The organism is Micromonospora sp. NPDC006431 (genome assembly GCF_042870725.1).
Lineage (GTDB): Bacteria > Actinomycetota > Actinomycetes > Mycobacteriales > Micromonosporaceae > Micromonospora.
On the sequence record NZ_JBIAHQ010000014.1, the window covers coordinates 20898 to 47769 of the forward strand.

16 protein-coding genes are annotated in these 26872 nt (G+C 72.8%); 7 read left to right on the top strand and 9 right to left on the bottom strand.

Translation table 11 applies throughout. The features are described from left to right. Nucleotides 1-108 precede the first annotated feature (108 nt). The gene (locus ACFYM6_RS22845; protein WP_387278463.1) at nt 109-1800 is read right to left on the bottom strand and encodes an MFS transporter; all 1692 of its coding nucleotides are present in this window, start codon (nt 1798-1800) and stop codon (nt 109-111) included. Between the two features lie 209 nt (nt 1801-2009). Here ACFYM6_RS22845 and ACFYM6_RS22850 point away from each other — a divergent pair, with 209 nt between their 5' ends. Beyond that, complete coding sequence (locus ACFYM6_RS22850) at nt 2010-3473, top strand: aldehyde dehydrogenase family protein (protein WP_387278465.1); 1464 nt, start codon at nt 2010-2012, stop codon at nt 3471-3473. Between the two features lie 298 nt (nt 3474-3771). Continuing rightward, the gene (locus ACFYM6_RS22855) at nt 3772-4203 is read left to right on the top strand and encodes a hypothetical protein (RefSeq protein ID WP_387278467.1); all 432 of its coding nucleotides are present in this window, start codon (nt 3772-3774) and stop codon (nt 4201-4203) included. A gap of 16 nt (nt 4204-4219) precedes the next feature. Here ACFYM6_RS22855 and ACFYM6_RS22860 read toward each other — a convergent pair whose 3' ends face one another. Next, the gene (locus tag ACFYM6_RS22860) at nt 4220-5359 is read right to left on the bottom strand and encodes an acyl-CoA dehydrogenase family protein (RefSeq protein WP_387278469.1); all 1140 of its coding nucleotides are present in this window, start codon (nt 5357-5359) and stop codon (nt 4220-4222) included. Between the two features lie 185 nt (nt 5360-5544). On the opposite strand from ACFYM6_RS22860, the gene ACFYM6_RS22865 reads away from it, so the two are divergent. Next, nucleotides 5545-6633 carry a class I SAM-dependent methyltransferase gene (locus tag ACFYM6_RS22865; RefSeq protein ID WP_387278471.1) on the top strand — a complete coding sequence of 363 codons (1089 nt, stop codon included), beginning with the start codon at nt 5545-5547 and terminating at the stop codon, nt 6631-6633. Between the two features lie 150 nt (nt 6634-6783). Here the strand turns inward: ACFYM6_RS22865 and ACFYM6_RS22870 are convergent, their stop codons facing one another. The 4 genes from ACFYM6_RS22870 to ACFYM6_RS22885 form a co-directional block, all read right to left on the bottom strand. Next, complete coding sequence (locus ACFYM6_RS22870; RefSeq protein WP_387278473.1) at nt 6784-7071, bottom strand: phosphopantetheine-binding protein; 288 nt, start codon at nt 7069-7071, stop codon at nt 6784-6786. A gap of 47 nt (nt 7072-7118) precedes the next feature. Further along, entirely contained in the window at nt 7119-7733 is a 615-nt protein-coding gene (locus ACFYM6_RS22875; protein WP_387278475.1) for an NADPH-dependent FMN reductase, read from the bottom strand. Beyond that, entirely contained in the window at nt 7730-8830 is a 1101-nt protein-coding gene (locus ACFYM6_RS22880) for an LLM class flavin-dependent oxidoreductase (RefSeq protein ID WP_387278477.1), read from the bottom strand. Before ACFYM6_RS22880 ends, ACFYM6_RS22875 begins: the two co-directional genes overlap by 4 nt. 135 nt (nt 8831-8965) lie before the next feature. Beyond that, nucleotides 8966-10294: a condensation domain-containing protein gene (locus ACFYM6_RS22885; RefSeq protein WP_387278479.1), complete on the bottom strand. Its 1329-nt coding sequence runs from the start codon at nt 10292-10294 to the stop codon at nt 8966-8968. A 58-nt stretch (nt 10295-10352) separates the two neighbouring features. On the opposite strand from ACFYM6_RS22885, the gene ACFYM6_RS22890 reads away from it, so the two are divergent. Continuing rightward, the gene (locus ACFYM6_RS22890; RefSeq protein ID WP_387278480.1) at nt 10353-11309 is read left to right on the top strand and encodes a ferritin-like domain-containing protein; all 957 of its coding nucleotides are present in this window, start codon (nt 10353-10355) and stop codon (nt 11307-11309) included. 28 nt (nt 11310-11337) lie between these two features. Then, nucleotides 11338-12333: a methyltransferase gene (locus ACFYM6_RS22895; RefSeq protein ID WP_387278676.1), complete on the top strand. Its 996-nt coding sequence runs from the start codon at nt 11338-11340 to the stop codon at nt 12331-12333. Between the two features lie 118 nt (nt 12334-12451). Here ACFYM6_RS22895 and ACFYM6_RS22900 read toward each other — a convergent pair whose 3' ends face one another. The 3 genes from ACFYM6_RS22900 to ACFYM6_RS22910 all read right to left on the bottom strand — a co-directional run bounded on the left by ACFYM6_RS22900 (nt 12452) and on the right by ACFYM6_RS22910 (nt 14918). Then, nucleotides 12452-13657, bottom strand: coding sequence for a cytochrome P450 (locus tag ACFYM6_RS22900; protein ID WP_387278482.1), 1206 nt, complete (start codon nt 13655-13657; stop codon nt 12452-12454). Nucleotides 13658-13720: 63 nt separating this feature from the next. Then, nucleotides 13721-14146 (bottom strand): VOC family protein, encoded by a 426-nt coding sequence (locus ACFYM6_RS22905; RefSeq protein WP_387278484.1) that lies wholly within the window; start codon nt 14144-14146, stop codon nt 13721-13723. A gap of 43 nt (nt 14147-14189) precedes the next feature. Then, nucleotides 14190-14918 (bottom strand): 4'-phosphopantetheinyl transferase family protein, encoded by a 729-nt coding sequence (locus ACFYM6_RS22910; protein WP_387278486.1) that lies wholly within the window; start codon nt 14916-14918, stop codon nt 14190-14192. 158 nt (nt 14919-15076) lie between these two features. Here ACFYM6_RS22910 and ACFYM6_RS22915 point away from each other — a divergent pair, with 158 nt between their 5' ends. Together ACFYM6_RS22915 and ACFYM6_RS22920 are read left to right on the top strand one after the other, a co-directional pair. Next, a complete protein-coding gene (locus tag ACFYM6_RS22915; RefSeq protein ID WP_387278488.1) occupies nt 15077-21628 on the top strand; it encodes an amino acid adenylation domain-containing protein in 6552 nt (2183 codons plus the stop codon). Continuing rightward, nucleotides 21625-26748, top strand: a complete 5124-nt coding sequence (locus tag ACFYM6_RS22920) for an amino acid adenylation domain-containing protein (protein WP_387278490.1) — start codon at nt 21625-21627, stop codon at nt 26746-26748. Before ACFYM6_RS22915 ends, ACFYM6_RS22920 begins: the two co-directional genes overlap by 4 nt. Nucleotides 26749-26872: the final 124 nt, after the last annotated feature.

Here is a 26872-nt window from a genome sequence, read left to right on the forward strand (position 1 = left end):
AGCCGATAGTGCCCCGCCTCGCCGACAGCCTCCGCCAGGTGCCCGGATGCCTGTCGGGTCCGCAGCCACGGCTGGCGGCGGACCCGACTCGGGCACCGGGCAGGCGACTCAACCCTGCTGCTGGACGCGGCGGGGAAGCAGGAAGCTGGCGGCGATGGCCAGCGTGAACACCAGGATCTGGAAGAGCAGCGCCCGTTCGGTGGTCTGCTGGTAGGCGGTGCGGTTCGCCAGGAACTGCAGCTTGTCGTGCAGGTCAGCGACGCCCGGGTCAGCGGCCCCGGACTGGGCCGACACGGCGCGGCACGGGTCCAGATCGGCAATCGGGTTGGCGACCTCGATCCGTCCGCCGAAGCAGGCCCGGGCGTTGCCGGCGGCGGCGTCGACGGTCGCCACCGGCAGACCTCGGGCGGTCAGCTCCTCCTTGACCGTGGCGCGGAGGTCGTCGCCGACGGCGGGGGACTGGGCACCCAGGACGAGGAAGAAGACCATGCTGCTCAGGGCGATGCCGATGGCCGCACCCATCTGCTGCACGGTGTTGAACACCCCGGAGGCGGCGCCTGCGCTGTCCAACGGCACGTCGTTGAGCGTGTAGGTGAGCAGCGGGGCGAAGGTCATGCCCATGCCCGCGCCGCCGAGGATGAGCCCGGGGGCCAGCGCCCACGGGGTGGCAGTGTCGAAGCGGTGGACCACGGTGATCAGGATGACCATCGCCGCGATCAGCATGACCAGCCCGAGTTGGAGGCCGAGCCGTCCGAGCTTCGGGGTGATGCGGCGCGCGGAGATGGCGGTGAACAGGGGGACGGCGAAACCCCACAGCACGCCGATCAGGCCGGCCTTGATCACCGAGAAGCCCTGCCCGAACTGCAGGTAGAGGGTGTTGACCAGGAAGAACGGCATGACGCCGCTCATAAACAACAGGGAGACGGCGAGGCCGCCGCGGAAGGAGCGGTGGGAGAACAGTGACATCGGGATGAGCGGCGACACCGTTCGACGTCGCTGCACCGCCACCAGCGCGGCGAAGGCCAGCACCGAGGCGGCCAGGCTGACGAAGGTCCACGCCGGCCAGCCCTGCTCCGGGCCCTGGATGAGCGGGAACACCAGCAACAGCATGCCGAGACCCACCAGGACGGCGCCCTTGACGTCCAGCCGCTGGGCGGACTCCCCTCGGGACTCGGGCACCAGCTTCGCGGTGATCAGCAGACAAGCCACGGCGATGGGGAGGTTCACCAGAAAGATCGTGCGCCAGGTGAGACCACCGACGTTGGAGGCGGTGAGCAAGGCGCCCACGACGGGACCGCCCACCGTGCCGACGGCGAAGACAACGCTCAGCGCGGAGAACGCGCGTCCCCGATCATTGGGCGGGTACATGACCTGGAGGATCGACAGCACCTGTGGGACCATGAGCGCACCCATGCCGCCCTGCACGAAACGGGCCACGATCATCTGTTCGGGAGCTACCGCGATCCCCGCGACGAGCGAGGCGGCGGCGAACCCGGTCATGCCGATGAGGAACATGCGTTTGCGGCCGTAGATGTCGCCGAGACGGCCACCGGTCACCAGCATGGTGGCGAAGGCGAGGGTGTAACCGCCCACCATCCACTGCATATTGGCGCTGGAGGCGCCAATGTCCTCCTGGATGGTCGGTAGGGCTACGTTGACGATCACGATGTCGAGCAGGTCGAGCAGCAGGCCGACCAGAACGGCGAAGAGCGCGATGGTCCGCGCTCGACCGGCAATCGGACGTGGCTCCGCAGGGGTCTCTGCAGGGCTGGGGGATGGTCGCGTCCTCGGTCGTGTCATTCGCCGTACCTTCCATGATCGCTTCTCGGATCGTTGACCGGCCGGGGCGACCAGCGCGAACACCTCTGCCGCCTCGGCTGCTGGGAAACAGGCTATCTACGCTGTGTAGCAGTGTCCATCAAAGACGCCTCTAGTGTCCTACGAGGTTTCGATGGGATTCTTGAGAGACACGCACGACCGGTGGGAAGCCTCGACGTGAGGAGCGCGCGATGGGAATGACTCAACCGGCCACCCATCTCTTGCCCGAGCCGGCGCTGTGGATCGGCGGGGAGCGGGTGGTGGAGTCGTCTGGCGGGCGGACGGAACACGTCTACGCCGCGACGGGGCGGCCGACGACGGAGGTGGTGCTCGCCGGCCCGGCCGAAGTCGACCAGGCCGTGGCGCTGGCCCGAGAGAGCCTGCCGCAGTGGCGGGACAGCTCGGCCGAGGTCCGGCGCGACGCGATGCTGCGGCTGGCCGACCTGCTGCTCGTCCACGCCGAGTCCCTCGCCGCGCTGCAGAGCCTGGAGATCGGCCTGCCGACGCAACTGGCGCGGCGGCTGCCGGCGCTGGCGGCTGACCACCTGCGGTACTACGCCGGGTGGTGCGACAAGGTCGGCGGCGAGGTGGTGCCCACCTGGCCCGGGCGCAGCCTCGACTACACCCTCGACGAGCCGTACGGCGTGGTGGCCGGCATCATCCCGTGGAACGGTTCGCTGATGTCGATGGCGCAACTGCTCGGCCCGGCGCTGGCGGCCGGCAACGCCGTCGTGGTCAAGCCGTCGGAGTTGGCGCCCTTCGTCGGCGTGCGGTTCGCCGAGATCGCGGTGGAGGCGGGTGTGCCGCAGGGTGTGGTGGTGGTCGTGCCCGGCGGGCCGCCGGCCGGGGCGGCCCTGGCGGGACACCCTGGCGTCGACAAGGTGCATTTCACCGGCAGTGCGGCGACCGGCCGGCAGGTGCTCGCCGAGGCGGCCCGGAACCTGACGCCGGTGGCGTTGGAGCTGGGCGGCAAGTCCCCGCACGTCATCTTCGACGACGCCGACGTCCGGTCGGCGGCGCGGTACGCGATGAGCGGCGTGGTGGCCTTGTCGGGGCAGGGTTGCGCCAACGGCACCCGGCTGCTGGTGCATTCCGCCGTCCGCGAGCAGGTGCTCCAGACGCTGACCTCACGGTTGCGTCGGGTCCGGGTGGGCGACCCGGCCGACGGGACGACCGTGATGGGTCCCGTGGTGTCCCGGCAGGCGTGCGACCGCATCCTCGGCGTGGTCGACCGGGCCCGCGAGGCCGGCGCGCGGCTGCTGACAGGCGGCGGGCGCTGCGGCGGGGACCTCGCTGACGGCTTCTTCGTGGAGCCCACCGTCTTCGCCGACGTCGACTGCGACGCCGAGCTTGCCCAGGAGGAGGTCTTCGGGCCGGTGCTGGCGGTGTCGAGCTTCGACACCGAGGAGGAGGCGGTGCGGCTGGCCAACGCCACGCGATACGGCCTGGGCGCCTATCTGCACACCAACGACCTGCGCCGCGCCCACCGGGTCAGCCGGGTGGTCGCGGCCGGCAGCGTATGGGTGAACGGGGCGCCGGGCCTGATGCCGTCGGCCCCGTTCGGCGGGGTGAAACAGAGCGGTTCCGCGCGCATCGGCGGCCTCGCCGGTCTGCGCGAGTTCCTCCGGCCGAAGAACGTGTGGATACCAGTCTGAACGCAGCCACCGGTAGGGTGATCTTGGTAACACGAGAAGTGTCTTTCGGGGCATGGTCTGCATGGTGGTGACACACAACGTGGTCTTTCGATAACCATCAGCGTTGATGGGCGTGTGTGGCGTCACCAGCCGTTATGATGACCTCACCCTGACCTGACGGGTGACCTTCTGATCACGTCCGGAACGACTAAGTGAACGTGCGGAAACGTATGACAGTGTCTTAGTGTCTTGCGGGCGCCGGATGCTGAGTAGGGAGAGGGGCGGAAACATGGCTCAGTACATCGTCACGATCACACCGGTGCTTGGTGAGGAAGGCGCGGGAGAGGAGTCCTCCCGCACCACCATGCGCGTATTCGCCGAGGACGGCCAGGTCTACATCAAGGAGCTGACCGTCCGCGTCGCCGAGGACGTCAAGCTCGCTGCCGCCGACCTGCTCCAGGTCGACCTCGACCTGCTGATGCAGGCGTTCGCCGCCAAGCGTCCCGCGGCCGCCGCCGCGCCGGCCGAGGGCCTGGACACCGCCAGGCCCTACCGTATCGCCGCACCGAGCCGGGCCACCAAGCCAGACCGCGCCTACCGTCGTATGCCGGACCCGAGCGAACTCAAGGACATCTACCTCAAGAACCGCACTGTCACCGGGGTCGCCAAACACTACGACGTGCCCACCCACACCGCGCAGGGGTGGATCACCCGGCTGCGACGCAAGGGTGTCATCCCCAGCGTCAAGTGACGTCGAGGCCCGCGAGTCACAGCGGGCCGCCGTCACCCCCCTCGCCCACCAGGTGTGCGCCGAAGGCCGCGTACGAGTTGCGGCTGGCCACGAAGTGCTGGCGGGCAGTGTTGACATCCCGCAGCCGCCGGGACAGGGGAGAAGAGTCGTACACCGCTGTCCCGCCGGCCAACTCGAAGGCCGCGTCGGTCGCCCTGACCGCCAGAGCGGTCGCCTGCGCGGCAACTGCCCGCACCTGCGCTCGCCGCAGCGCCGCATCCGGGCCCGCGTACCCACCCCACTCATCGCGGCCCTGGTCGTAGAGCAGCGCCCGACCCGCCTGCACCACCATCCGCGCCTCGCCCAGCCGCTCCTGGAAGGCGGCTGAGGCCGCCAGCCGCTTCGCGCTCAGCGCCGGCCGCTTGCCGCCCGCCGCCAGCTCGACGACGTCCCGCAGGGCCGCCTCGGCGACGCCCAGTGCCGCCGCCGCGATGATGAGGCTGGACTGCGCGATGCTCATCGCCGCCCGCGCCGCTGTCGCCGACCCGGGCACCAGCTCCACGGCCCGCTCCGCCGGGCAGAAGCCGCCGGAGACGGCGAGGTCGTGGCTACCCGTGCCGCGTAGGCCGAGGGTGTGCCAGGTATCGACCACCGTGACGTCTGCGGCGGGCAGCAGCATGATCCGGGTGGCGGGCCGGTCCCCGTCCAACGCCACCGCGCGCCCCCGCACCAGGACGCAGTTGAGGTACACCCAGGCGGCGCGCTCGCAGCCGGTGACGAACGGCCACTGACCGGAGATCCGCCACCCACCGTCGACCTCGGTGGCCCGGCCCTTCGGGGCCACCGCGCCGGCGGCGTAGACGTCCGGGCCGTCGGCGAAAATCGCCGCGACGGTCGCCGCCGGCGCGCACCCGATGATGAGCTGGGACAGGGCAACCTGGCCGACCATCCAGGCCACCGACCCGTCCGCCGTGCCCAGCGTCTCGACGACCCGCAGCGTGTCCGGCACGCTCAGGCCGGCGCCGCCGTGCTCCACGGGCGCGAGCATGCGCAGGCAACCCGCCGCGCGCAGTCCGTCGAGCAGCTGCTCCGGAAGCCCCCGCACCCGCTCGACCTCGTCGGCGTGCTTGACGATCTCCGGAAGGAGATCACGGACCATTTGCAGAGTCGTCGTCATGCCGATCCTCGCCCTCCGGTCTGGCGTGCCGGTCCGAATACGGGGCCGCGCTCGCTCGATCCACCCAGGCGCCCCGGAACGACCGATGACCATCGTACTGTCTGCCTGTATCGTCGCAACAGACACGAGACTGTTGTGTGTAGACACTCTGAAAAGCGCAGCCGAACTGGCTGGGGAGGTACCTCATGACGGCGTCTGACGCGCAGACACACGTGTTCGCGATGAGAATGTGGAAGTCTCTTCTCGCCACCCAGGAGCTGCTGTCGGCGTACCTGGGGGTCAAGCTCGGCCTGTACGAGGCGCTGGCCACCGCGTCGGGGCCGCTGCGCCCGGACGAGCTGGCCCGGGCCGCCGGCGTCGCCCCCCGGTACGCCAGAGAGTGGCTGGAACAGCAGGCCGTCTGCGGCATCGTCGAGACCGACGACGCCCGGCTGCCGGCCGAGCGGCGAGCGTACCGGCTGCCCGCCGGGCACGCCGCCGTCCTGACGGTCTCGGACGACCCGATGTCCCTGGCCTCCCTCGCCGTGCTGCCCCTCGGGGGTGTCGCCGCCGCCCTGCCGGACCTACTGGCGGCCTACCGCAGCGGCGCGGGCGTGCCCGACGACGTGTTCGGCGTGGACTGGCGCGACGGCCACTCCGGCGCCAACCGGGCCCTGTTCGCCCACCAGCTCGCCGGCTGGATCGCCGAGCAACTGCCCGACGTGCACGCCCGGCTCGACGCGCCCGGGCAGCGCATCGCCGACGTCGCCTGCGGGACCGGCTGGTCGAGCATCGCGCTGGCCCGGGCGTACCCGCGTGCCGAGGTGACCGGCCTGGACCTCGACGGCGCCGCCCTGCGGCAGGCCGAGCGGCACGCCGCCGAGGCGGGCGTCGCCGACCGGGTCCGCTTCGCCCATCGCGACGCCGCCGACCCCCAGCTGGCGGGCGAGTACCACCTCGTGTGCCTCTTCGACGCGCTGCACGAGGTGTCCCAACCGGTCGCCGTGCTCCAGGCGTGCCGGCAGCTGCGCGCCGCCGACGGCGCCGTGCTCGTGATGGACGCCAAGGTCGCACCGGCCTTCACGGCCCCCGGCGACGACGTGGAGCGGTTCCAGTACGGCACGAGCGTGCTGCACTGCCTGCCCGCGAGCCTTATCGGGGAAGATTCGACGGGCACTGGCACGGTGTTGCGCCCCGGGATGGTGCGCGAGCTGGCGGTCAAGGCCGGCTTCTCGGGAATGACAGTCCTCGCCGTCAACGACCGCTTCCACCGGCTCTACCGACTGACGGGTTGACCGCGCAGGCGCGCCCGGGAGGGGCACTCGTTCGGCCGCGGCAGTCCGCTGGGGACGAGGTGGTGCTGCCCCCGACGGCCGGATGCGGACCTGCCCGTCAAGTGGTGTGGGAGGGGTCCGGGGCGACCCGGACCCTGCCCCGATTCGTGCTCAGGCCCCCTCGCGTTCCGCGAGCCGCTGGACCACCAGGTCCTGCACGGCGCCGACCGTGGTGATCTTGCGTGCGGTGTCCTCGTCGATGGGGTCGAGGTCGAACTCGTCCTCGATGGCGAACGCCACCTCCATCAGGGCCAGGGAGTGGTAGCCCAGGTCCTTGATGAGGTGGGAGTCCGCGGTCGCCTCCACGCTTTCCTTCGGCGCCATGTCGGAGATGATCGCCGCCACGGTAGCGCGGATCTCCTCCTCGGTACGGCGGGCGGGAGCGGTCTGCTCGGTCATGGTCGATCTCCTCCGTGCTGCTGGCGTGACGGTTGGGTGGGGGACGCTCAGGAGGCCCGAGCGCCGGTCAGCGGGTGGGAAACGAGCGGCGGAGCACTTTGGTGCTGGTGGCGCACCACCGCCCCGAGCGCGGGCGCCCAGCGGCGCGACCACCCCGCGACGACCTCTGGCACGTCCTCGAACTCCTCCTCGAGGATCGACAGGCAGGGAACCGGCGCGGTCGCGCCGAGCTCCGTCAGCAGCGGGCGCAGGTACTGGTCCCCGGCGCCGCGGTGCTTGGCCCAGCCGGCGGTCATCGCCCCGACGGCGACGCAGTCGGCCAGCCCGTCCATCGGGAGCATGTCCAGGAACAGCTTCAGCAGGCCGGTGTAGGTGCCCTTGAACGTCGGGCTGACCACCATCAGCAGGCCGGCCCGGCGGACCAGGCCCAGGGACCGCTCTATCTCCGGCCCCAACGGCACGCTGCGGCTGGCGCGCAGCGGCAGCGCGGCACCGACGTCGGCGAGGTCGACGATGTCCGGTCGGGCGAGCTCGACGCCCTGCGCGGCGAGGGCTAGCGACAGCTCCTCCATCAGCCGGATGGCGATCCCGCCGGTGCGGGAGCCCTTGCGAGGGCTGCCCACCAGCAGCGTCGTCTGCACCAGCGCGCTCCGGTCCCTCACGACGCCTCCAGCCCGAGCAGGCCCCGGCGCCGCAGCAGCGGCAGCACGCCCTCGGCGAAGTTGTACGCCTCCTCCAGGTGGGGCTGCCCGGAGAGGATGAGATGGTTCATGCCCAGCGTGTGGTACTCCTCGATCCGCTGGGCCACCTGCTCGTGGCTGCCGACCAGTGCGGCGCCGGCGCCCGGGCGGACCAGGCCGTAGCCGGCCCACACGTTCGGGTACACCTCCAGGTCGTCGACCCGACCGCCATGCAGGGCGGCCATCCGGCGTTGCCCCTCCGAGTCGGTGCGGCGGAACCGCCGCTGGGCGTCGGCGATACGGCTGGCGTCCATGCCGTCGAGCAGCCGGCGGGTCACCGCCCACGCCTCCTGCGCGGTATCCCGGCTGATGACGTGGAACCGGGTGCCGAACTCGACGCTGCGGCCCCGGGCAGCGGCCAGCTCGGCGACCCGGCCGGTGAGGGCGGCCAGCCCGTCCGGTCGCTCGCCCCACGCCAGGTAGACGTCGGCGTGGGCGGCGGCCACCCGCTGCGCCGCCGCCGAGGAGCCGCCCAGCAGGATCGTCGGCCGCACGTCGTGTGGCCGGGTCAGTATCCCGGCCTTGATCTGGTAGTGGTCGCCGTGGAAGTCGAACGGCTCGCCGTGCCAGGCGCGGTGAAAGACGTCGAGGAACTCCTCGGTGCGGGCGTAGCGCTCGTCGTGGTCGAGCCAGTCGCCGTAGCGCCGCTGCTCGTCGGCGTCCCCGCCGGTGACGATGTTGAGCATCAGCCGGCCGCCGGAGAGCCGCTGGAACGTCGCGGCCGACTGGGCGCACACCATCGGCGGCAGCGCGCTGGGCCGGCAGGCGATCATGAAGTGCATGCTGCGGGTCTGCTGCGACAGCGCGGTGGACAGCAGCCAGGGGTCCTCGCAGAACAGGCCGGTCGGCACCAGCGCGCCGGCGAAGCCGAGCCCGTCGACGGCCCGGGCGACCTGGCTGAGATAGTTCAGCTCCGGCTCGCGCCGGATGTTCCTGGTCCCGTCCGCCCCGTCCGCGCTCTTGGCCACCTCCCGGCCGTCGCCGTGCAGTGGCAGGAACCAGTGCAGTCGCAGCGTCATCAACGGTCCCTTCCGCCTCGGGCCGGCCGACCGGCCCCGGATTGACCTGCTATCCCGGTGAGCACTTGCCTTTCCTGCTATCCACGTGCATTTACGAGTATGTGTTGAGAGGTTCTCAGGATGCCTGTGACGCTGTCAATACCGTTGGCGTTGCCGCGACCCGTCACCGCCCGGCGACGCCAGCGCGACGTCCGGACGGCGCGCTGCCGCCGCCGCGACATCCAGGTAGCCGGCCAGAAAGTCCTGCCCGAGCGCCGGGTCGGCCCAACCCCCGGCGCGGAACAGCACGGCCTGCACCCGGTGCTCGCCCACCGGGGCCAGGGCCAGCTCGAACGGGAATCGGCTGCCGATCTCCGTGGGAACCACCAGCTCGAATCGCGCGCCGCCGCCGGTCAGGTCATGCCGCAGGGGCGACATCACGTTGAACATCACGTCGTCGGCCCGCCCGCCGCCGGTGTCGACGATGCCGGTCGGCAGCAGATGAAAGGGCAGGTCCTGGTACGCGAACGCGCTGATCACCGCCACGTGCACGTGGCGTACCAGGTCCGCGAAGCTGCGTTGACGGGCGACCTGGGCGCGCAGCAGCACCATGCCGGCGAGCAGGCCGACGGTGTCGCGGACCTCGGGCCGGGACCGGTTGGCGAACATCGACGCTACCGCCAGGTCGGGCTGGCCGGTCAGGCGGTGCAGCTGGGCGTGGAAGGCCGCGAGCAGCACCGTGAACATGGTCGTCTTCTCCCGCCTCGCCAGCTCCCGCAGCCCGGCCACGGTCGCGGCCGGCAGCTCCGCCGCGACGGATCGGGTCGCCGCCGTGGCGGCGCCGGTGGCGTCCGCGGCCGGATAGAGCGCGTCGAGCCGGGGAATCTGGCTGCCCTCGAGCTGCCGTCGCCAGTACCGCTGATACCGGGCGAGCTGGTCCGAGGCCAGCAGCTCCTGCTGCGCCCGCGCGAAGCGGGCCATCTGCCAGCCCACGGGCGTGGGGACGCTGGCCCCGCCGCAGGCGGCGTCGTAGCAGGCAACCAGGTCGCGCAGCAGGATGCCGGTGGACCACGCGTCGGTGACGAGGTGGTGCAGGTTGAGGCAGAACAGGTGCTCCTGCGGACCGACCCGCCAGACGCTGGCCCGCGCCGGCCACTGCCCGGGGTCGATCGGCGTCTGGAGCTCCCGGGCCAGCGCCGCGTCCGGCGACTCGCCCGCTGCCGCCGCATCGGCCCAGACCAGCGGCTGCGGGCGCGGGGCGTGCACGCGCTGCACGAGGCGTGCGCCGCGGCCGTGGAAGGTCGTCCGCAGCGACTCGTGCCGGACCACGAGCTGGTCCACCGCCGCCTGTAACGCCCGGTCGTCCAGGCGTCCCACGATGCGGCAGACGACCGGGCAGTTCAGCGCGCCGAAGTCCGACCGGTAGTGCTTGATCATCCACAGCAGGCGCTGGGAGACCGAGGCGGGTGTTTCGAGTGCTTCCACAACGGCAGGATAGTCTTTCCATTGGCTTTGCGCGTGTGGCGAACTAGTCTTTGCTGCTATGAGCGAGTTGGTAGTGCGCTCGACCCAGGACGCCCGGCTCAACTGGAACTACGAACCCTCGGACTCCCGCACCGGCCTGCTCTACCAGCGTGCCAAGCAGGCGCAGTGGAGCGTCGAGGAAATCGACTGGCTCCTCGACGTGCCCTTCGGGGCGCCGCTGCCCGACGACTCCGCCTTCGCCATGGCCGCGTTCGCCGCGTCCCCGCTGGCCCGTCGCGGCCGGCCGGCCTGGGACGAGTTCCGCTGGGAACTCCAGGTGTGGATGGTCAGCCAGTTCCTGCACGGCGAGCAGGCGGCCATGGTTGTCGCCGCCCGGTTGGTGGAGATCGTCACCGGACTGGAAAGCAAGCAGTACGCGGCGACTCAGGCGGTGGACGAGGCGCGCCATGTGGAGGTGTTCTCCCGCTACCTGAGGGAGAAGATCGAGCGGCCGTACCCGATCTCCGAGCCGCTGGCGCTGCTGCTGGCCGACATCCTCGAGGACAACCGCTGGGACGTCATCTCGCTGGGCATGCAGATCATGGTCGAGGCGCTGGCGATGGCGGCGTTTCGGCTGGCACACAGCACCTTCCACGACCCGCTGATCAAGCGGATCACCGGTCTCGTGGCGAGGGACGAGGCCCGGCACGTGTCGTTCGGCGTGCTGTCGCTGCGCGGCCTGTACGACGAGATGACCTTACGCGAGCGGGCCGAGCGGGAGGAACTGGTGCTGGAGGCCGCCGCCCTGATCCGCCGCCGATTCCTGCTCGGTGACATCTGGGAACGCATGGAGATCCCGATGGCCGAGGGGCTCGACTTCGCCGCCCGCAACGAGCTGATGGTCGCCTACCGGCAGGCCATCTTCTCCCGGGTAGGCCGGGCGCTGGACCAGATCGGGCTGATGACCCCTCGCGTGCGGGACGGCCTCGCCCGGCTGGATCTGATCCAATTCGTGGAGGGTAGGCGCGGTGGTTGAGCGAACGGGCGTCCGGCAGCGGCCGCCGATGGACCTGTCGTCGCTGATGCGACTGGCGGAGCTGGCCGATGTCATCGTGCCGATGACCGTGCGGGCGGTCAGTGACCTGGGGATCGCCGACCTGCTCATCGACGGGCCCCGGCCCGTGGCCGAGCTCGCCGCCGCCGTCGGTGCGCACGAGAGGTCGCTGTGCCGGGCGCTGCGGGCGCTGGCGGCCAAGGGCATCTTCACGGAGCCGGAGCCGGAGGTGTTCGCCCTGACGCCCCTGGCCCAGCCGCTGCGCAGCGACCATCCGCTGTCGATGCGCGCCGTCTACACGCTGCTCGCCTCCGACGTGCAGGCGTGGGCGATGCTGCCGCACAGCCTGCGCACCGGCGAGGCCGCCTTCGACCGGGCACACGGCACGGACTACTGGAGCCACCTGGCCGGGAACCCGGACGAAAGCCGGCGGGTGGACCACTGGATGCACGCCGTCACCCGGCTGCATCTGCGTACCGTGCTGCCCTGCCACCCGTGGGGGGAGCTGTCCCACGTGGTCGACGTCGGCGGCGGTGACGGCGGCTTCCTCGCCGGCCTGCTCGGACGGTACCCCGCGATGCGCGGCACGCTGCTGGACCTGCCGCACGTCGTCGCGGCGGCCGACCGGGTCCTGACCGAGGCGGGGGTGCGGGACCGGTGCGAGATCGTCCCCGGCAGCTTTTTCGACCCGCTGCCCGCCGACGCGGACGCGTACTTGCTCAAGACGGTGCTGCCCGGGTTCGGCGACGACCAGGTGGTGGCGGTGCTCCGCCGGGTCCGGGAGGCGATGCGGCCGGACAGCCGGCTGCTGCTGCTGGAGGCCGTCCTGCCCGCCGGGGACACCTACGACGTAGCCAAGCTGTACGACGTGCACACGCTGGTGCTCACCGGCGGCACCCACCGCACGGCCGAGGAAACCGAGGCCCTGCTCGGCCGTGCCGGGCTGCGGCTGGACACCGTCCGGCCGACCGCCACGCTGACCATCCTCGCCGCCACGCCGGCCTGATCCGACCCCCACCGGGCGGCCCGAGGGCCGTACGCGGGCTCGACCGCCCACCGATGGGCGGCCCGGCCGCGCCCGCCCGGCCCGGCCGACCGGGGGCCGCGGCGGGACGCCACCGGCGTCAGGCGGGCCGGACGGCCAGCGGCACGTGGGCGAAGGCGCGGAACGGCGTGTCGCTCTCCCGGACCAGGTCGCCGGCCTGCTCGACCGAGCGGGTGCGACGCAGCACCCAGTCGAAGACGACCTGCGCCTCCGTGCGGGCCAGGAACGCGCCCAGGCACAAGTGCCCGCCGCCGCCGAAGGTGACGTGCGGGTTCGGGCTGCGGGTGACGTCCAGCCTGTCGGGGAAGCGGAAGACCGCCTCGTCGTGGTTCGCCGAGCCCAGCATCAGCACCAGCACGCGTCCGGCGCGCACGGTGCGCGAGCCGATCCGCACCGGCTCCCGGACCAGCCGGGCGGTGCCCTGGATGGGCGCCTCGAAGCGGAGGAACTCCTCCACCGCGCCGGGCACCAGGCCGGGGTCGGCGCGCAGGAGGGCGAACTGGTCCGGCGCCCGCAGCAGCGCGGCGAACCCGTTGGTGATGAGGTGGACGGTCGTCTCGAAGCCGGCGAAGAACGAGAAGACGGTGTTGTCCACGATCTCGTCGTGGGTCAGCCGGTCCCCGTCGTTCTCGGTCCGCAACAGCGTCGACAGCAGGTCGTCCCCGGGCGCCGCACGGCGCTCGTCGAGCAGGCCGCCGATGTACTTGCGCAGCCACTCCACGGACTCGTGCGCCGCGCCCCGGGCCGCCTCCGGAACGATGGCGCTGAACGCCCGTCCGAGACGCATGGCGTGCTGCCGGACGTCGTCGTGGGCCTCGGGCGGGATGCCCATCAACGTGGACACCACCAGCACCGGCAGCGGGTACGCCAGGTCGCGCACCACGTCGCAGGTGCCGGACTCCAGCGCCGGGGTCAGGAGGCGGTCCACGGTCTGCTCGATGTAGCCGCGCATCCGCCGCACCACGGCCGGGGTGAAGGCGCCGCTCATCAGCCGCCGGAGCCGGACGTGGTCAGGCGGGTCGCGGTAGAGCATGATGCGCTGGAAAAAGTGGCTGGCCGGTCCCTCGCCCACCGACAGGTGGTGGTAGGCCTCGGGGAACTCGCTGCCGAGGCGCGGGTCACGCTGCAACGCCACGACGTCGGCGTGACGGGTGACGCCCCAGCTGCCGGGGCCGAACCGGCACAGCGGTCCGGCCTCGCGCAGCCGCGCATAGGTCGGATAGGGATCGTGCAGGACAGCGGGGTCGAGCGCGTCGAACCTGGGCGGCAGACCGGAGGCATCCATGCCTGCCAGTCTTGGCCCGGACCCGCTGCCCGGGCAAGTGTTTACGCGTGTTTGCCGAAAACCCTATGCCGACGCTTCGCGGGGCAGGTAGCTGCCGAAGCTCCAGACGTGACCCTCGAGGTCGTACACCCCGTAGTCGCGGGAGCCGTACGAGGTGTCATGCAGCTCGTAGACCAGCTTGGCGCCGGCCTGCACCGACCGCTCGTAGTGCTTGTCGACGTCCGCCGCGTCGCCGACGCAGATGTAGATGCCGCCGCTGGTGGCGGGCAGCTCGCGTGGGCTGACCATGCCCAGCGAGTCGTTCGGGCCGCCGCCGCCGAGCTGGATCGTGGCGTTGCCCCAGCTCAGCTCGGCGTGCACCACCTTGCCGTCGACCTCGGTGACGTCGAAACGCTCCAGGCCGAACGCGTTGACGAGCCAGTCAACGGCAGCCGTCGGGTCCTGGTAGCGCAGGAAGGGGATGACCGGAGAGAACGAACGTTCTGACATGAAGCCTCTTCTCGTATGGAGTCAATCCGTCCGGTGTGGTTCATCATAGGTGACTCGCCTCTGCGCGAGGGTCAACATCATGCTCGACAACCGACAGTGGCCGGCCGAGCGTGGCCAGCGCGCCGCGGTAGTCGTCGCCGACGGCCAGGTCGCGCAGGTGCACGCTGATGTGCGGCGGCGGCCGGTCTGCCCAGCTCAGCAGGCGCGCGGGGGCATCCGGGGCGCTGACGGTCAGGTCGGCCGGCGACGGCACGAGGCCGTCCCCGGTCGCCTTGAGGATGGCTTCCTTACGGGACCAGTACCGGATGAACGCGGCGAGTCGCCGCGGCTGCGGCAGGCCGGCCAGCACCTGACGCTCGGCGGGGGAGAGTGCCGAGACCGGGATCCGGCCACCACGCAGGGCCACCCGCTCGATGTCGACGCCGCAGACCGTGTCGCGGGCGATCGCCACCACGATCCGCTCGGCCGAGTGCGACACCGACACGTGCAGCACGCCCGCACCGGTGTGCACCTCCAGCCGGCCGTGCGGGCCGGCGCAGTGCCGGCACGTCGAGGAGAAGACGACCTCGCGCGGCGTCGTGTCGGCGTGCCGGGCGGCCAGCAGCCGCGCCGCGACGCGGCCCGCCACGAAGCGGGTACGGGCCGCGTCGTGGCCCAGCCGCCGCGCCCGCGCGCGTTCGGCGTCGTCAAGCAGGGCGTGCAGCCGCTCGGGGACCGGCCCGGCGGGGCACCGCCACACCAGGCACTCGCCGCTGCCGAGCCGCTCGCCCACACCGCTCCTCCGTCCGCCGCCGCGTCGCCTTTCCTCTTGCCTGTCTGACGAGTCTTTCCGAGTATCATCGACTGTCTCTAGACCCAAGTCGTAAGTCGCTGATAGCTTAGCGCCAGCCGACCGGAGACGTGGTAGAGGCTGACTGAGGAGACGCGACATTGGACGTTGCCGTCGACACCGATCCAACCCTGACCCTCGACCGGATGCGCGAGGACGTCGCGGAGGCCCTCGAGTGCCCGCCGTCACTCGTCGGGGACGACGACGATCTGCTGGTGCTCGGCCTCGACTCGATCGCGGTCATGCGGCTGGCCAGCCGCTGGCACAGCCGAGGCGTCCCCGTCACCTTCAGCGAGCTCGTCGAGTGGCGCACCCTCGCGCAGTGGTGGCACCTGGTCGCGAAGCGTCACGCCGAGGCCCGCCCGGCGCAGCTGCCGCCGGTGGCCGTGGCTGAGTCCGCGCCGTTCGGCCTGGCCACGATGCAGCACGCGTACTGGATCGGCCGGGCGGACGGGCAGCCCCTGGGCGGCGTGGGCGCCCACTTCTACAACGAGTTCGACGGGGCCGGCGTCGAACCGGACCGGCTCGACGCCGCCGTCCGCGCCGTGCTGCACCGGCACGGCATGCTACGGGCGGAGTTCCACGCCGACGGCACCCAGCAGATCCGGCCGGAGAGCCCGTGGCCGGGCCTGACGGTGCACGACCTGCGTGAGCTGTCGCCGCGCCGGTGCGAGGAGGAGCTGGCGCGGCTGCGCCACCGGTTGTCCCACCGCCGGCTGCGGGTGGAGGAGGCGGAGACCTTCGACATCCAGCTGTCCCTGCTGCCCGGTGGTGCCACCCGGGTGCACGTGCACGTCGAGATGCTGGTCGCCGACGCCCACAGCTTCCGGCTCATCCTGTCGGACTTGGCGGCCTTCTACCGGAACCCGGAGCGGCAGGTGGCCCCTGTGGGCCTCAGCTATCCCGCGTACCTGGCCACCATCGCCGCCCGGCCCGACGCGGCTCGGGACCGGGCCCGCGAGTACTGGCGCGAGCGGTTGGCCACGCTGCCCGGCCCGCCCCAACTGCCGACCGCCGTCGACCCGGCCACCGTGCAGGGTCACCGGGTGGTCCGCCGGTACCACTGGCTGACCCCGGAGCAGCAGGCGGAACTGGGACGGCGCTCGGCGGCGGCGGGAGTCACCCTGTCGATGGTGTTCCTCACCGCCTTCGCCGAGGTGCTGGCCGCCTGGAGCAGCAGCGGCCGGTTCGTGCTGAACCTGCCGATGTACGACCGGCGCCCCGTCCATCCCGAAGTCGGCGCGGTAGTCGGCGACTTCACCAACCTGATTCTGCTGGAGATCGACACGACCGGCTCGGCCGGCTTCGTCGACCTCGTCCGCCGGCACCAGGATCGGCTGCGCAGCGACGCCGCCCACTCGGCGTACAGCGGAGTCGAAGTGCTGCGCGACCTGTCCCGCGCCCGGACCGGCCAGCCAGTCGGCGCGCCCGTCGTCTTCACCAGCGCGCTGAACCTCGGCGAGCTGTTCGACGCAGCCGTCCGCGACTGCTTCGGCCCGCCCGGCTGGACCATGTCCCAGACACCCCAGGTCTGGCTCGACTACCAGATCACGGAGCGCGAGGACGGCCTCTATCTCAACTGGGACGTCGTGGACGAGCTGTTCCCCGACGGGTTCGTCGACGACATGTTCGCCGCCTATCTGGGGATCGTCGACTGGCTGCTCGACCCGGCCACGGACTGGTCCCGGCGCGCCCCGATCGCGCTGCCCGCCCGCACCCTGGCCGCGCGGGCGGCGGCCAACGACACCGCCGGCCCCACCGACGACGGGCCGCTGCACCGCGATGTCTTCGCCCGGGCAGCCCGCGAGCCCGACCGCCCGGCCGTGTTGCACGGACCGGACCGGGCGGGCGTGCTCACGTACGGCGAACTGGCGGGCCGGGCGCAGGCACTGGCCGACGAGCTGACCGCCCGCGGCCTGGCCCCCGGCGACGCCGTCGCCGTCACCCTGCCGAAGGGCCCCGACCAGATCGTGGCGGTGCTCGGCGTGCTGCGCGCCGGCGGCGTGTACGTGCCGATCGGCGTCGACCAGCCCGACGCCCGGCGCGAGCTGATCCGGGCCACCGCCGGGGTCCGGCTCACCGTCACCACCGCCGGGGCCGCGGCCGGGTCGCCCGCCGACTCCTCGACGATGCTCACCGTCCCCGCCACCGGTGTGCCGTTGCGCGATGACGCGCTGGCGGTCGACCCCGAGCAGGACGCCTACCTGCTGTTCACCTCCGGCTCCACCGGCGTGCCGAAGGGGGTGCGGGTGCCCCACCGGGCGGCCAGGAACACCCTCGACGACCTCGTGCGGCGGTTCGCGATCGGCCCGGACGACCGCGTCCTGGCGGTCTCGGCCCTTGACTTCGACCTGTCCGTGTTCGACATGTTCGCCCTGCTCGGCGCGGGTGGCGCCGTCGTCACCGTCACCGAGGACAGCCGCCGCGACCCGGCCGCCTGGCTGCGCCTGGTCCACGAGCACCGGGTGACGGTCTGGCAGTCCGTCCCGGCCGTGCTCGACCTGCTGCTGACCCAGGCCGAGACCGAGGCGTCGGGCGCGACCGGGGAGAGCCCGCTGCCGCTGCGGCTCGCCGTGCTCGGCGGCGACCGGGTCGGCCTCGACCTGGCCGGCCGGCTGGCCAGGCTGGCCCCGGCCAGCCGGCTGTACGGCCTCGGCGGCACCACCGAGACGGCGATCCACTCCACCGTGCAGCCCGCCCCCGTCGACCCGCCGCCGCACTGGCGGTCGGTGCCCTACGGCGTGCCGTTGCGCAACCAGCTCATGCGGGTCGTCGACGAGCACGGCCGGGACCGGCCGGACTGGGTTCCCGGCGAGCTCTGGATCGGTGGGCGATCGGTCGCCGCCGGCTACGCGGGCGACCCGCAGCGGACCGCCGACCGGTTCGTAGCGCACGCCGGGCAGCGCTGGTACCGCACGGGCGACCTGGCCCGGTACTGGCCCGACGGCACAGTGGACTTCCTCGGGCGCACCGACTTCCAGGTCAAGATTCGGGGACACCGGATCGAGCTGGGCGAGATCGAAGCCGCGCTGGAACGCGACCCGGACGTCTCCCGGGCGGTCGCCCAGGTCGTCGAGCGGGACACCCTCGCCGCCGCCGTCACCGTCACCCGGATCGGGGCCGACCCCCAGTCGATCCGCCAGCGCGCCGCCGAACAGCTTCCGCCGTACATGGTGCCGGCCGTCGTGGTGGTCCTCGATGCGTTCCCGCTGTCGGCCAACGGCAAGATCGACCGCGCCCGGCTGCCCGAGCTGCTCGCCGCACGACCCGCGGCCACCGGCACCGCGCCCCGCGGCGGCGTCGAGACCGCCGTGGCCGCCCTGTGGTCGGAGCTGCTCGGCGTGCCCGAGGTATGCCGGGAGGACAACTTCTTCGCCCTCGGCGGCGACAGTCTGGTCGCCACCCGGCTGCTGGCCCGGCTGCGCGAGGCCGGCATCGCCCGCGCCGAGCTGCACCACCTGTTCCACGCCCGCGACCTGGCCGGCTTCGCGGCGCGGCTGCGCACCGAGGGTACGGCCGGCGACGCGGGCACGCCCACCGAGCGGCGTGAGCTGACCGCCAACCCGGCCCACCGGCACGAGCCGTTCCCGCCCACGGACGTGCAGCGCGCGTACTGGCTGGGGCGCGCCGACGACTTCGCGCTCGGCGGGGTCGGCTCCCACTGGTACTGGGAGTTCGACGGTCGGGACGTCGACCTCGACCGGCTGCGAGAGGCGGTCGACACGCTCATCGCCCGGCACGAGATGCTCCGCGCCGTCTTCGACGACAACGGCGACCAGCGGATCCTGCCGGAGGTGCCGCCGTTCACCATCACCGTGCACGAGGGGCAGGAGCACCTGACGACGCTGCGCGAGCGGCTGTCCCACCGCGTCCCCGACCCGTCCCGGTGGCCGCTGATCGACATCCAGGCCGTGCGTCACCCCGGCGGCACCCGCGTCGCGTTCAGCTTCGACTACATCGTGCTCGACGCGCTGAGCATCGTCATCTTCTTCGCCGAGCTGTCCACCCTCTACCGCGACCCCGGCGCCGAACTGCGCCCGCTGGGTGTGTCGTTCCGCGACTACGTGCTCGGCGCGGCGCCACCGCCGGAGGCGGTGGACCGGGCGGGGGCGTACTGGCGCGGGCGCCTGGACGACATCGCCCCGGCCGCCGCGCTGCCGCTGGCCGTCGACCCCGACACCCTGGTCGCCCCGCGGTTTGTCCGCCGCGAGCGCAGCCTCACCCCCGAGCAGTGGGCGGCGATCACCCGCCGCGCCCGGGACCACCGGCTCACCCCGGCCGCGGTCCTCGCCACCGCGTACGCCGAGGTGCTCAGCGCGTACAGCGGGCAGGACGAGCTGACGTTGAACCTGACCATGTTCCAGCGCCACGACGTGCACCCGGACATCGGCGCGATCCTCGGCGATTTCACCTCGCTGGTCCTGGTCGGCTACCGGGGGGGCGCGGGAGAGCCATGGCGGGAGACCGCCCACCGGTTCCAGCAGGACCTGTGGGCCGGGCTGGAACACAACGACGTCTCCGCCCTGTGGGTGCTGCGGGAGTTGGCGCGCCGGCGCAACAGCGGCACGGTCAGCATGCCGATCGTGTTCACCAGCGCGCTCGGCGTGGCCGCGGACCTGGTCAACATGCGGTTCCCGTTCGGCGAGCTGACCTGGGGCATCTCGCAGACCCCACAGGTGTGGCTGGACAACCAGGTCATGGAACGCGACGGCGGGCTGACCTTCAACTGGGACAGCGTCGACGAGCTGTTCCCCGACGGGCTGCTCGACGCCATGTTCGACGCCTACCACCGGCTGCTGTGCTGGCTCGCCGAGGGCGAGTGGGACCGGCCGCTGCCGGACATGCTGCCGCCGGGGCAGCGTGCCGTCCGGGCCGCCGTCAACGCCACCGACGCCCCGGCGCCCGGGCACACCCTGCACGAGCCGTTCTTCGCCCACGCCGCCCGCGACCCCGACCGGCTCGCGGTCGCGTACGGTGAGACGTCGATCAGCTACGGCGAGCTGGCCGCACGGGCGCTGCGGATCGCCGGGGCGCTGCTACGCGCCGGGGTGGAACCGGGCGACGCGGTCGCCGTCACCCTGCCCCGCGGGCCGGAACAGGTCGCTGCGGTGCTCGGCGTGCTGGCCGCCGGCGCGTCGTACGTGCCCGTCAGTGTCGACCAGCCCGCCGCCCGCCGCGATCGGATCTACGCCAAGGCGCAGGTGACCGCCGTGGTGGGCCGCCCCGGCGCGCACCACCTGCCCACAGTGGCCCCCGACGTGGACGGGCCCCCGCTGCGCGGGCCGGTGACGGTCGCCGCGAACGCACTGGCCTACACGATCTTCACCTCCGGCTCCACCGGGGAGCCCAAGGGGGTGGAGATCACCCACCGGGCGGCCGTCAACACGGTGACCGACGTCAACTCCCGGTACGGGGTCGGCCCGGAGGACCGCGTGCTGGCGGTCTCCGCGCTGGACTTCGACCTGTCCGTCTACGACGTGTTCGGGCTGCTGGCCGCCGGTGGGGCGCTGGTCGTGCTGGCCGAGGAGGACCGCCGGGAGGCCCGCCGCTGGGCGTGGCTGGCCCACCGGTGGGGGGTGACCGTCTGGAACTCGGTGCCCGCGCTGTTGGACATGCTGCTCGTGGCGGCCGGCGAGCACCCGCCGGCCGGCCTGCGGCTGGCCCTGGTCTCCGGTGACTGGGTGGGCCTCGACCTGCCGGGCCGGCTGGCACGCCTCGCCCCGCACGCCCGGTTCGTCGCCCTCGGCGGCGCCACCGAGGCCGCGATCTGGTCCAACGCGTGCGAGGTCGCGGCGGTGCCGGAGCACTGGCGCTCCATCCCGTACGGCCGTCCGCTGCGCAACCAGCGCTACCGAGTGACCGACTCGCGCGGCCGGGACTGCCCGGACTGGGTGCCTGGGGAGCTGCGCATCGGCGGCGCCGGGGTGGCGCTGGGCTACCGCAACGCCCCCGAGCTGACCGCCCGGCAGTTCGGCGTCGACGACGAGGGCCGGCGCTGGTACCGCACCGGCGACCTCGGCCGGTACTGGCCGGACGGGACGCTGGAGTTCCTCGGCCGGGTCGACTTCCAGGTCAAGGTGCGCGGGCACCGCATCGAGCTGGGCGAGATCGAGGCCAACGCGGAGGCCCACCCGCTCGTCGGGCGGGCGGTGGCGCTGGTCGTCGGCCAGGCGCCGGCACAGCACATCGGCCTCGCCGTCGTACCCGCCACCGAAGGTACGGAGCCGGACCTGGCCGGCTGGCTGGCCGAGCGACTGCCCGCGTACATGGTGCCCGAATACGTCGTGACGCTGGAGCGGCTGCCGCTGACCGCCAACGGCAAGGTCGACCGCCAGCGGCTCGCGACGCTGCTGCGCGCCGACCCGCTCGACGACACGGCCGAGCCGCCCAAGGGGCCCACCGAGGAACTCCTCGCCGGGCTCTGGTCGCAGCTGCTCGACCAGCCGGTCGTCGACCGCCGGCACAGCTTCTTCGCCCTGGGCGGAGACAGCCTGCTGGCCACCCGCCTGCTCGAGGCGCTGCGCCAGCGGCTCGGCGTGGACATGACCTTGCGACAACTGTTCGCCGTGCCCGCGCTCGCCCAGCTCGCGGCCGCCGTCGACGAGCAGCTCCGTGCGTCGGCCAACGACGACGTCGAGGAAGGTGTCATATGAGCAACGACCCCCGCATCCCCGTCGAGCGGCTGGTCACCGACCTCGAACGGGCCGGACTGCGGCTGTGGGCCGAGGACGGCACGCTGAAGTTCCGCGCGCCCGCCGGCTTCATGACCGACGAGCGGCGCGCGCAACTGCGGTCCCGCCGCGACGAGATTCTCGCCCACCTGGCCAACGGCCGGCTGCCGCGGGTCGTGCCGGATCCGGAGCACCGCCACGACCCGTTCCCGGTGACGGAGGTGCAGTCGGCGTACCTGCTGGGCCGCGGATCCACCTTCGCCTACGGCGGCGTCGCCTGCCACGGCTACGGCGAGCTGCACTACCCGGACCTGGACCCGGAGCGGATGACCCGCGCCTGGCGGGCGCTCATCGCCCGGCACGACATGCTCCGAGCGGTGATCGACATCGACGGTTCTCAACGGGTGCTGCCGCACGTCGACGACTACCACGTCGCCGTACACGACCTGCGCGGGCGCGAACGCGACGAGTTCGACCGCGGGGTGGCCGAGGTGCGGGCCGAGATGGACCACCGGGTGTTCCGGCCCGACGCGTGGCCACTGTTCGAGGCACGCGTGACCCGCGGCGACGACGAGGCCGTGCTGCACGTCTCGGTGGACTTCCTCATCGCCGACTTCGTCAGCATCCAGATCATCCTCGACGAGCTGCACCACCTCTACCACGGCAACGAGCAGCTGCCCGCACTGGAGATCGGCTTCCGGGACTACCTGCAGGCCGAGCGGAACTGGACGGCGAGCCACCGAGAGGCCGACCGCGACTACTGGCTGCGCCGCGTGGACGACCTGCCGCCCGGCCCGGAGCTGCCGCTGACCAGCCGCGCCCGGCAGACCGACGGCCGGTTCCGCCGGCTGGCCGCCACGCTGGAACCCGAGCTGTGGGAGGGGCTGCGCAAGCACGCCGGCCAGCACGACGTGAGCGCGTCCTGCGCGGTGCTCGCCGCGTACGCGCACGTCATCGCCGCGTGGAGCCGCCGCCCCACGTTCACCCTGAACGTCACGCTGCTCAACCGGCTGCCCCTGCACCCCCAGGTGCCCGCCGTCGTCGGCGACTTCACCGGGGTGGAACTGCTCGCGGTCGGCCAGAGCGGGGCGGACACCTTCGACAGCTGGGCCCGGGCCGTACAGGCCCAGCTCTGGCAGGACATGGACCACCGGGCGTTCTCCGGCATCGAGGTGATGCGGGAGATCACCCGCCGACGCGGTGCCGACGCGGCGCTGTTCCCCGTCGTCTTCACCAGCGCGATCGGCCTGGGCGAAGCCGGCGCCCCGGCAGCGGCGTCGCACGGGCGGCTCGGCTACGGCATCAGCCAGACCCCGCAGGTCGTCATCGACTGCCAGAACTCCGAGCGCGACGGCGGGCTGTCGACCAACTGGGACGTGCGCGATGGCGTGCTGCCCGACGGAGTCGCCGAGGACATGTTCGCCGCGTTCGAGCAGCTGCTGCGCCAGCTCGCCACCGATGACCAGGCGTGGCAGCGGGTTCCGTCGAGCCTGCTGCCGCAGCGGCAGCGGCGCCGCCGCGAGGAGGTCAACGCCACCGCCACCCCGCTGACCCGCGCCCGCCTGCACGACGCGGTTTTCGCCCAGGCCCGACGGACCCCGGACGCCCCGGCGGTCATCCACGGCACGACCACGCTCAGCTACGCCGACCTGGCCGCCCGCGCCACCGGCGTCGCCGCCCGGCTCGTCGAGTCGGGCTGCGTACCCGGCGACCTCGTCGGGGTGACCCTGGAACGCGGCTCTGGGCAGGTCGTGGCCGTCCTCGGCGCGCTGCTCGCCAGCGCGGTGTACGTGCCGGTGGACACCGTGCAACCCGCGGCCCGGCGCGAGACGATCCTCACCGGTGCGGGCGTGCGGTACGTGCTGACCTCCGGCGAGCTGGCCGCCGGGCCCTGGCCGCCCGGGGTCGTCGTCGTGGCGCTGGAGGAGGTGCCGCCGGCCGACCCGCCCCGCGAACCGGGCGGGGCGCGGCCCGAGGACCTGGCGTACGTCATCCACACCTCGGGCTCCACCGGGACGCCGAAGGGGGTCATGATCACCCATGAGGCGGCGCTGAACACCGTTCTCGACATCAACGCCCGGTTCGCCGTCGGCGAGCGAGACCGGGTGCTCGGCCTGTCCCAGCTCGGCTTCGACCTGTCGGTCTACGACATCTTCGGCCCGTTGTCCGTCGGTGGGGCCTTGGTCGTCCCCGACGCCGAGCGGCGTGCGGACCCGTCGCACTGGGCCGACCTGGTGGCCACCCACGGGGTGACCGTGTGGAACTCCGTTCCCGCCCAGCTCCAGATGCTCTCCGGTTACCTCGGGGTGGCCGGCACCGCGCTGCCCACCCTGCGGCTGGCGATGCTCTCCGGCGACTGGATCCCGGTGGCCCTGCCCGAGCAGATCCGCGCCCAGGTGCCCGGCCTCCGCGTGGTGAGCCTCGGCGGGGCGACCGAGGCGTCCATCTGGTCGATCCACTACCCCGTCGGGGCGGTCGGCGCGGACTGGGCCAGCATCCCGTACGGTCGGCCGCTGGCCAACCAGACCTTCCACGTACTAGACCCGCTGCTGCGGCCCTGCCCCGACTGGGTGACCGGAGAGCTGTACATCGGCGGCGTCGGCCTCGCGCGCGGGTACCTGCACGACCCCGAGCGCACGGCGGAGCGGTTCATCGTGCACCCCGTCACCGGCGAACGCCTGTACCACACGGGCGACCTGGGCCGGTACCTGCCCGACGGCGACATCGAGTTCCTTGGCCGGGAGGACCAGCAGGTCAAGATCCGCGGCCACCGGATCGAACTGGCCGAGATCGAGACGGCCCTGCAGAGCCATCCGGACGTCGCCGCGGCGGCGGTGCTGGTCGCGGGCGACCAGCCGCTGGAGCGCACGCTCGTCGCCTTCGCGCAGCCCGCCGCCGCGATGCCGCCGGCCGGCGACGTGGCCGACCTGGCGGCAGTCGCGGCCCGGGCCGGCGACGCCGCGCTCGCCGGCGTCGACCCGGACCGCTACCTGGAGTACGCCCACCGGCTCGACCAGGTGGCCCTGCCCGCCATGCTGGACACCTTCCGCCGCGCCGGAATGTTCGCCTCGCCCGACGACCGCCACACCGCCGCCGAGATCGTGGCCGCCACCGACGCCGCGCCCCGGCACCACCGGCTGCTGCGCCGCTGGCTCGCCGCCCTGGTCGCCGAGGGACTGCTGGCCATCGACGGCGACCGCTACCGGCTGGCCGGCGCCGTCAGACCCGACGCGCTCGACGCTGCATGGGCCGCGGTGGAGGCGGCGGCGCTGCCGAGCGAGGAGCGCCTGCTGGACTACTTCCGGGCCAGCATCCGCCACCTGCCAGCCCTGCTACGCGGCGACGAGGACCCGCTCCGGCTGCTCTTCCCCGAGGGCCGGCTGGACGTCTCCCAGCAACTCTACGAGGAGGCGGTGTTCAACCGCTGGGCCAACCGGGCTGCCGGTGCCGTCGTGGCGGACCTCGGCGCCCGCCGCCGGCACCCCGGGCCGCTGCGCGTGCTGGAGGTCGGCGCGGGTGGCGGCGGCACCACCGCCGCGGTGCTCGACGCGCTCGCCGGGCAGGACATCGACTATCTGTGCACCGACCTGTCGCCCTACTTCGCGGGGCAGTCGCAGGCCCGCTTCGCCGACGTGCCCGGCGTCCGGTTCGGCCTGTACGACCTGGACGCCGACCCCACTGAGCAGGGCCTCACGCCCAACTCCTTCGACCTGGTCGTCGCCGGGGACGTGCTGCACGCCACCGCCGACGTCGACCGGGTCCTGGAACGGCTGCGCGGGCTGCTCGCCCCCGGCGGATGGCTGGTGGCCCTGGAGATGACCCGGGACCACTACCAGATCATGACGTCGTTGGAGCTGCTGGTCCGGCTCGACGACGCCACCGGAGACTTCACCGACGACCGCGCCGGGACCGGGACGGTTTTCCTCGCCCGCGACCGGTGGCGGGACATCCTCGACCGGGCGGGCGCCGACACCAGCGTCTGCCTGCCGGCGGAAGGCACCTTCGTCGGGCGGATGGGCATGTGCGTGCTCGCCGCCCGGTTCAAGGCCGACCGCGCACCCGCGCACCCCCGGGCCCTCACCGATCACCTGCGCGCCCGGCTGCCCGAGTACATGGTGCCCGGCACCGTGGAAATCCTCGACGAGCTACCGGTCACCGACAACGGCAAGATCGACCGCCGGTCCCTCGCGGGAGGGCTGGGCCGCCGGCACGGCGGGACGCGGGCCGGACTGCCCGGCGCGGCACCCGAGACCGAGCTCGAACGGAACCTCGTCGCGTTGTGGAGCGAGGCCCTGGGCACGCCGGTCGGGCGCGACGGCAACCTGTTCGAGCTGGGCGGGGACTCGCTGGTCGCCGCCCAGCTGGCCGGGCGCATCATCGAGGAACTGCCGCCGGCCCGCACGCTGTTCTTCGACGAGGTGCTGCGCAACCTGCTCGAACTGGCCACCGTCGCCCGGCTCGCGCAGTGGTTGACCACCGCCGCGGAGGCCGGGGAGCAGCCGCACGAGACGGGCCAGGAGCGGCCGGCCGAGCTGCTCGTCGCCGTGCACGCCGAGGGCACCGGCGTACCCCGGATCTTCCTGCCCGACGAGTCGGGGTCGCTCGACGGGGTCGCGCCGCTCGCCGCGGCGCTGCGCCCCGCCGCCCCCGCCTGGGTGTTCACCGGTGCGGGGCTGGAGCTGCTGCCCTCGGTGGACAACGTCGCCGCCGCGTACGCCCAGGCGGTCGTCGACGCCGACCTGGCCCAGGTGGAATTGCTCGCCCACGGACCGATGGCGGTCCTCGCCGTCGAGGTGGCACGCAACCTGACCGAACGAGGGGTGCTCGTCGAGGGGCTGCGCCTGGTCGCCGGCCACCGGCCCGACCCCGGCACCGCGGACGACCCCGCCACCCCGGTGCGCGACGCCCTCGCGCGCCACGAGCCAGCCATCTACGCCGGGGACATCACCCTGGTGCAGCCGGCGCGGGACGCGGAGATCGAGTTCTGGGAGGACCTGTGCCTCGGCAGCGTCGACGTGGTCGACACGGATCTGCCGGCGGAGCGGCTGCGCTGGTCGGCGGAGCCCGCCGTCCTGGCCGCCGCGTTGGACCCGGCACGATGAGCTGCCCGGTGCCCCGCGGCCCCCAAGGGCCGCCCCGGGGGCCCGGCGGTTCCACAACACCGGGCGCGGTCGGCGAGGGCTCCCGGTGACCGGGCCGGCCCCCGTGGTGGGCGCGGTCGGCGAG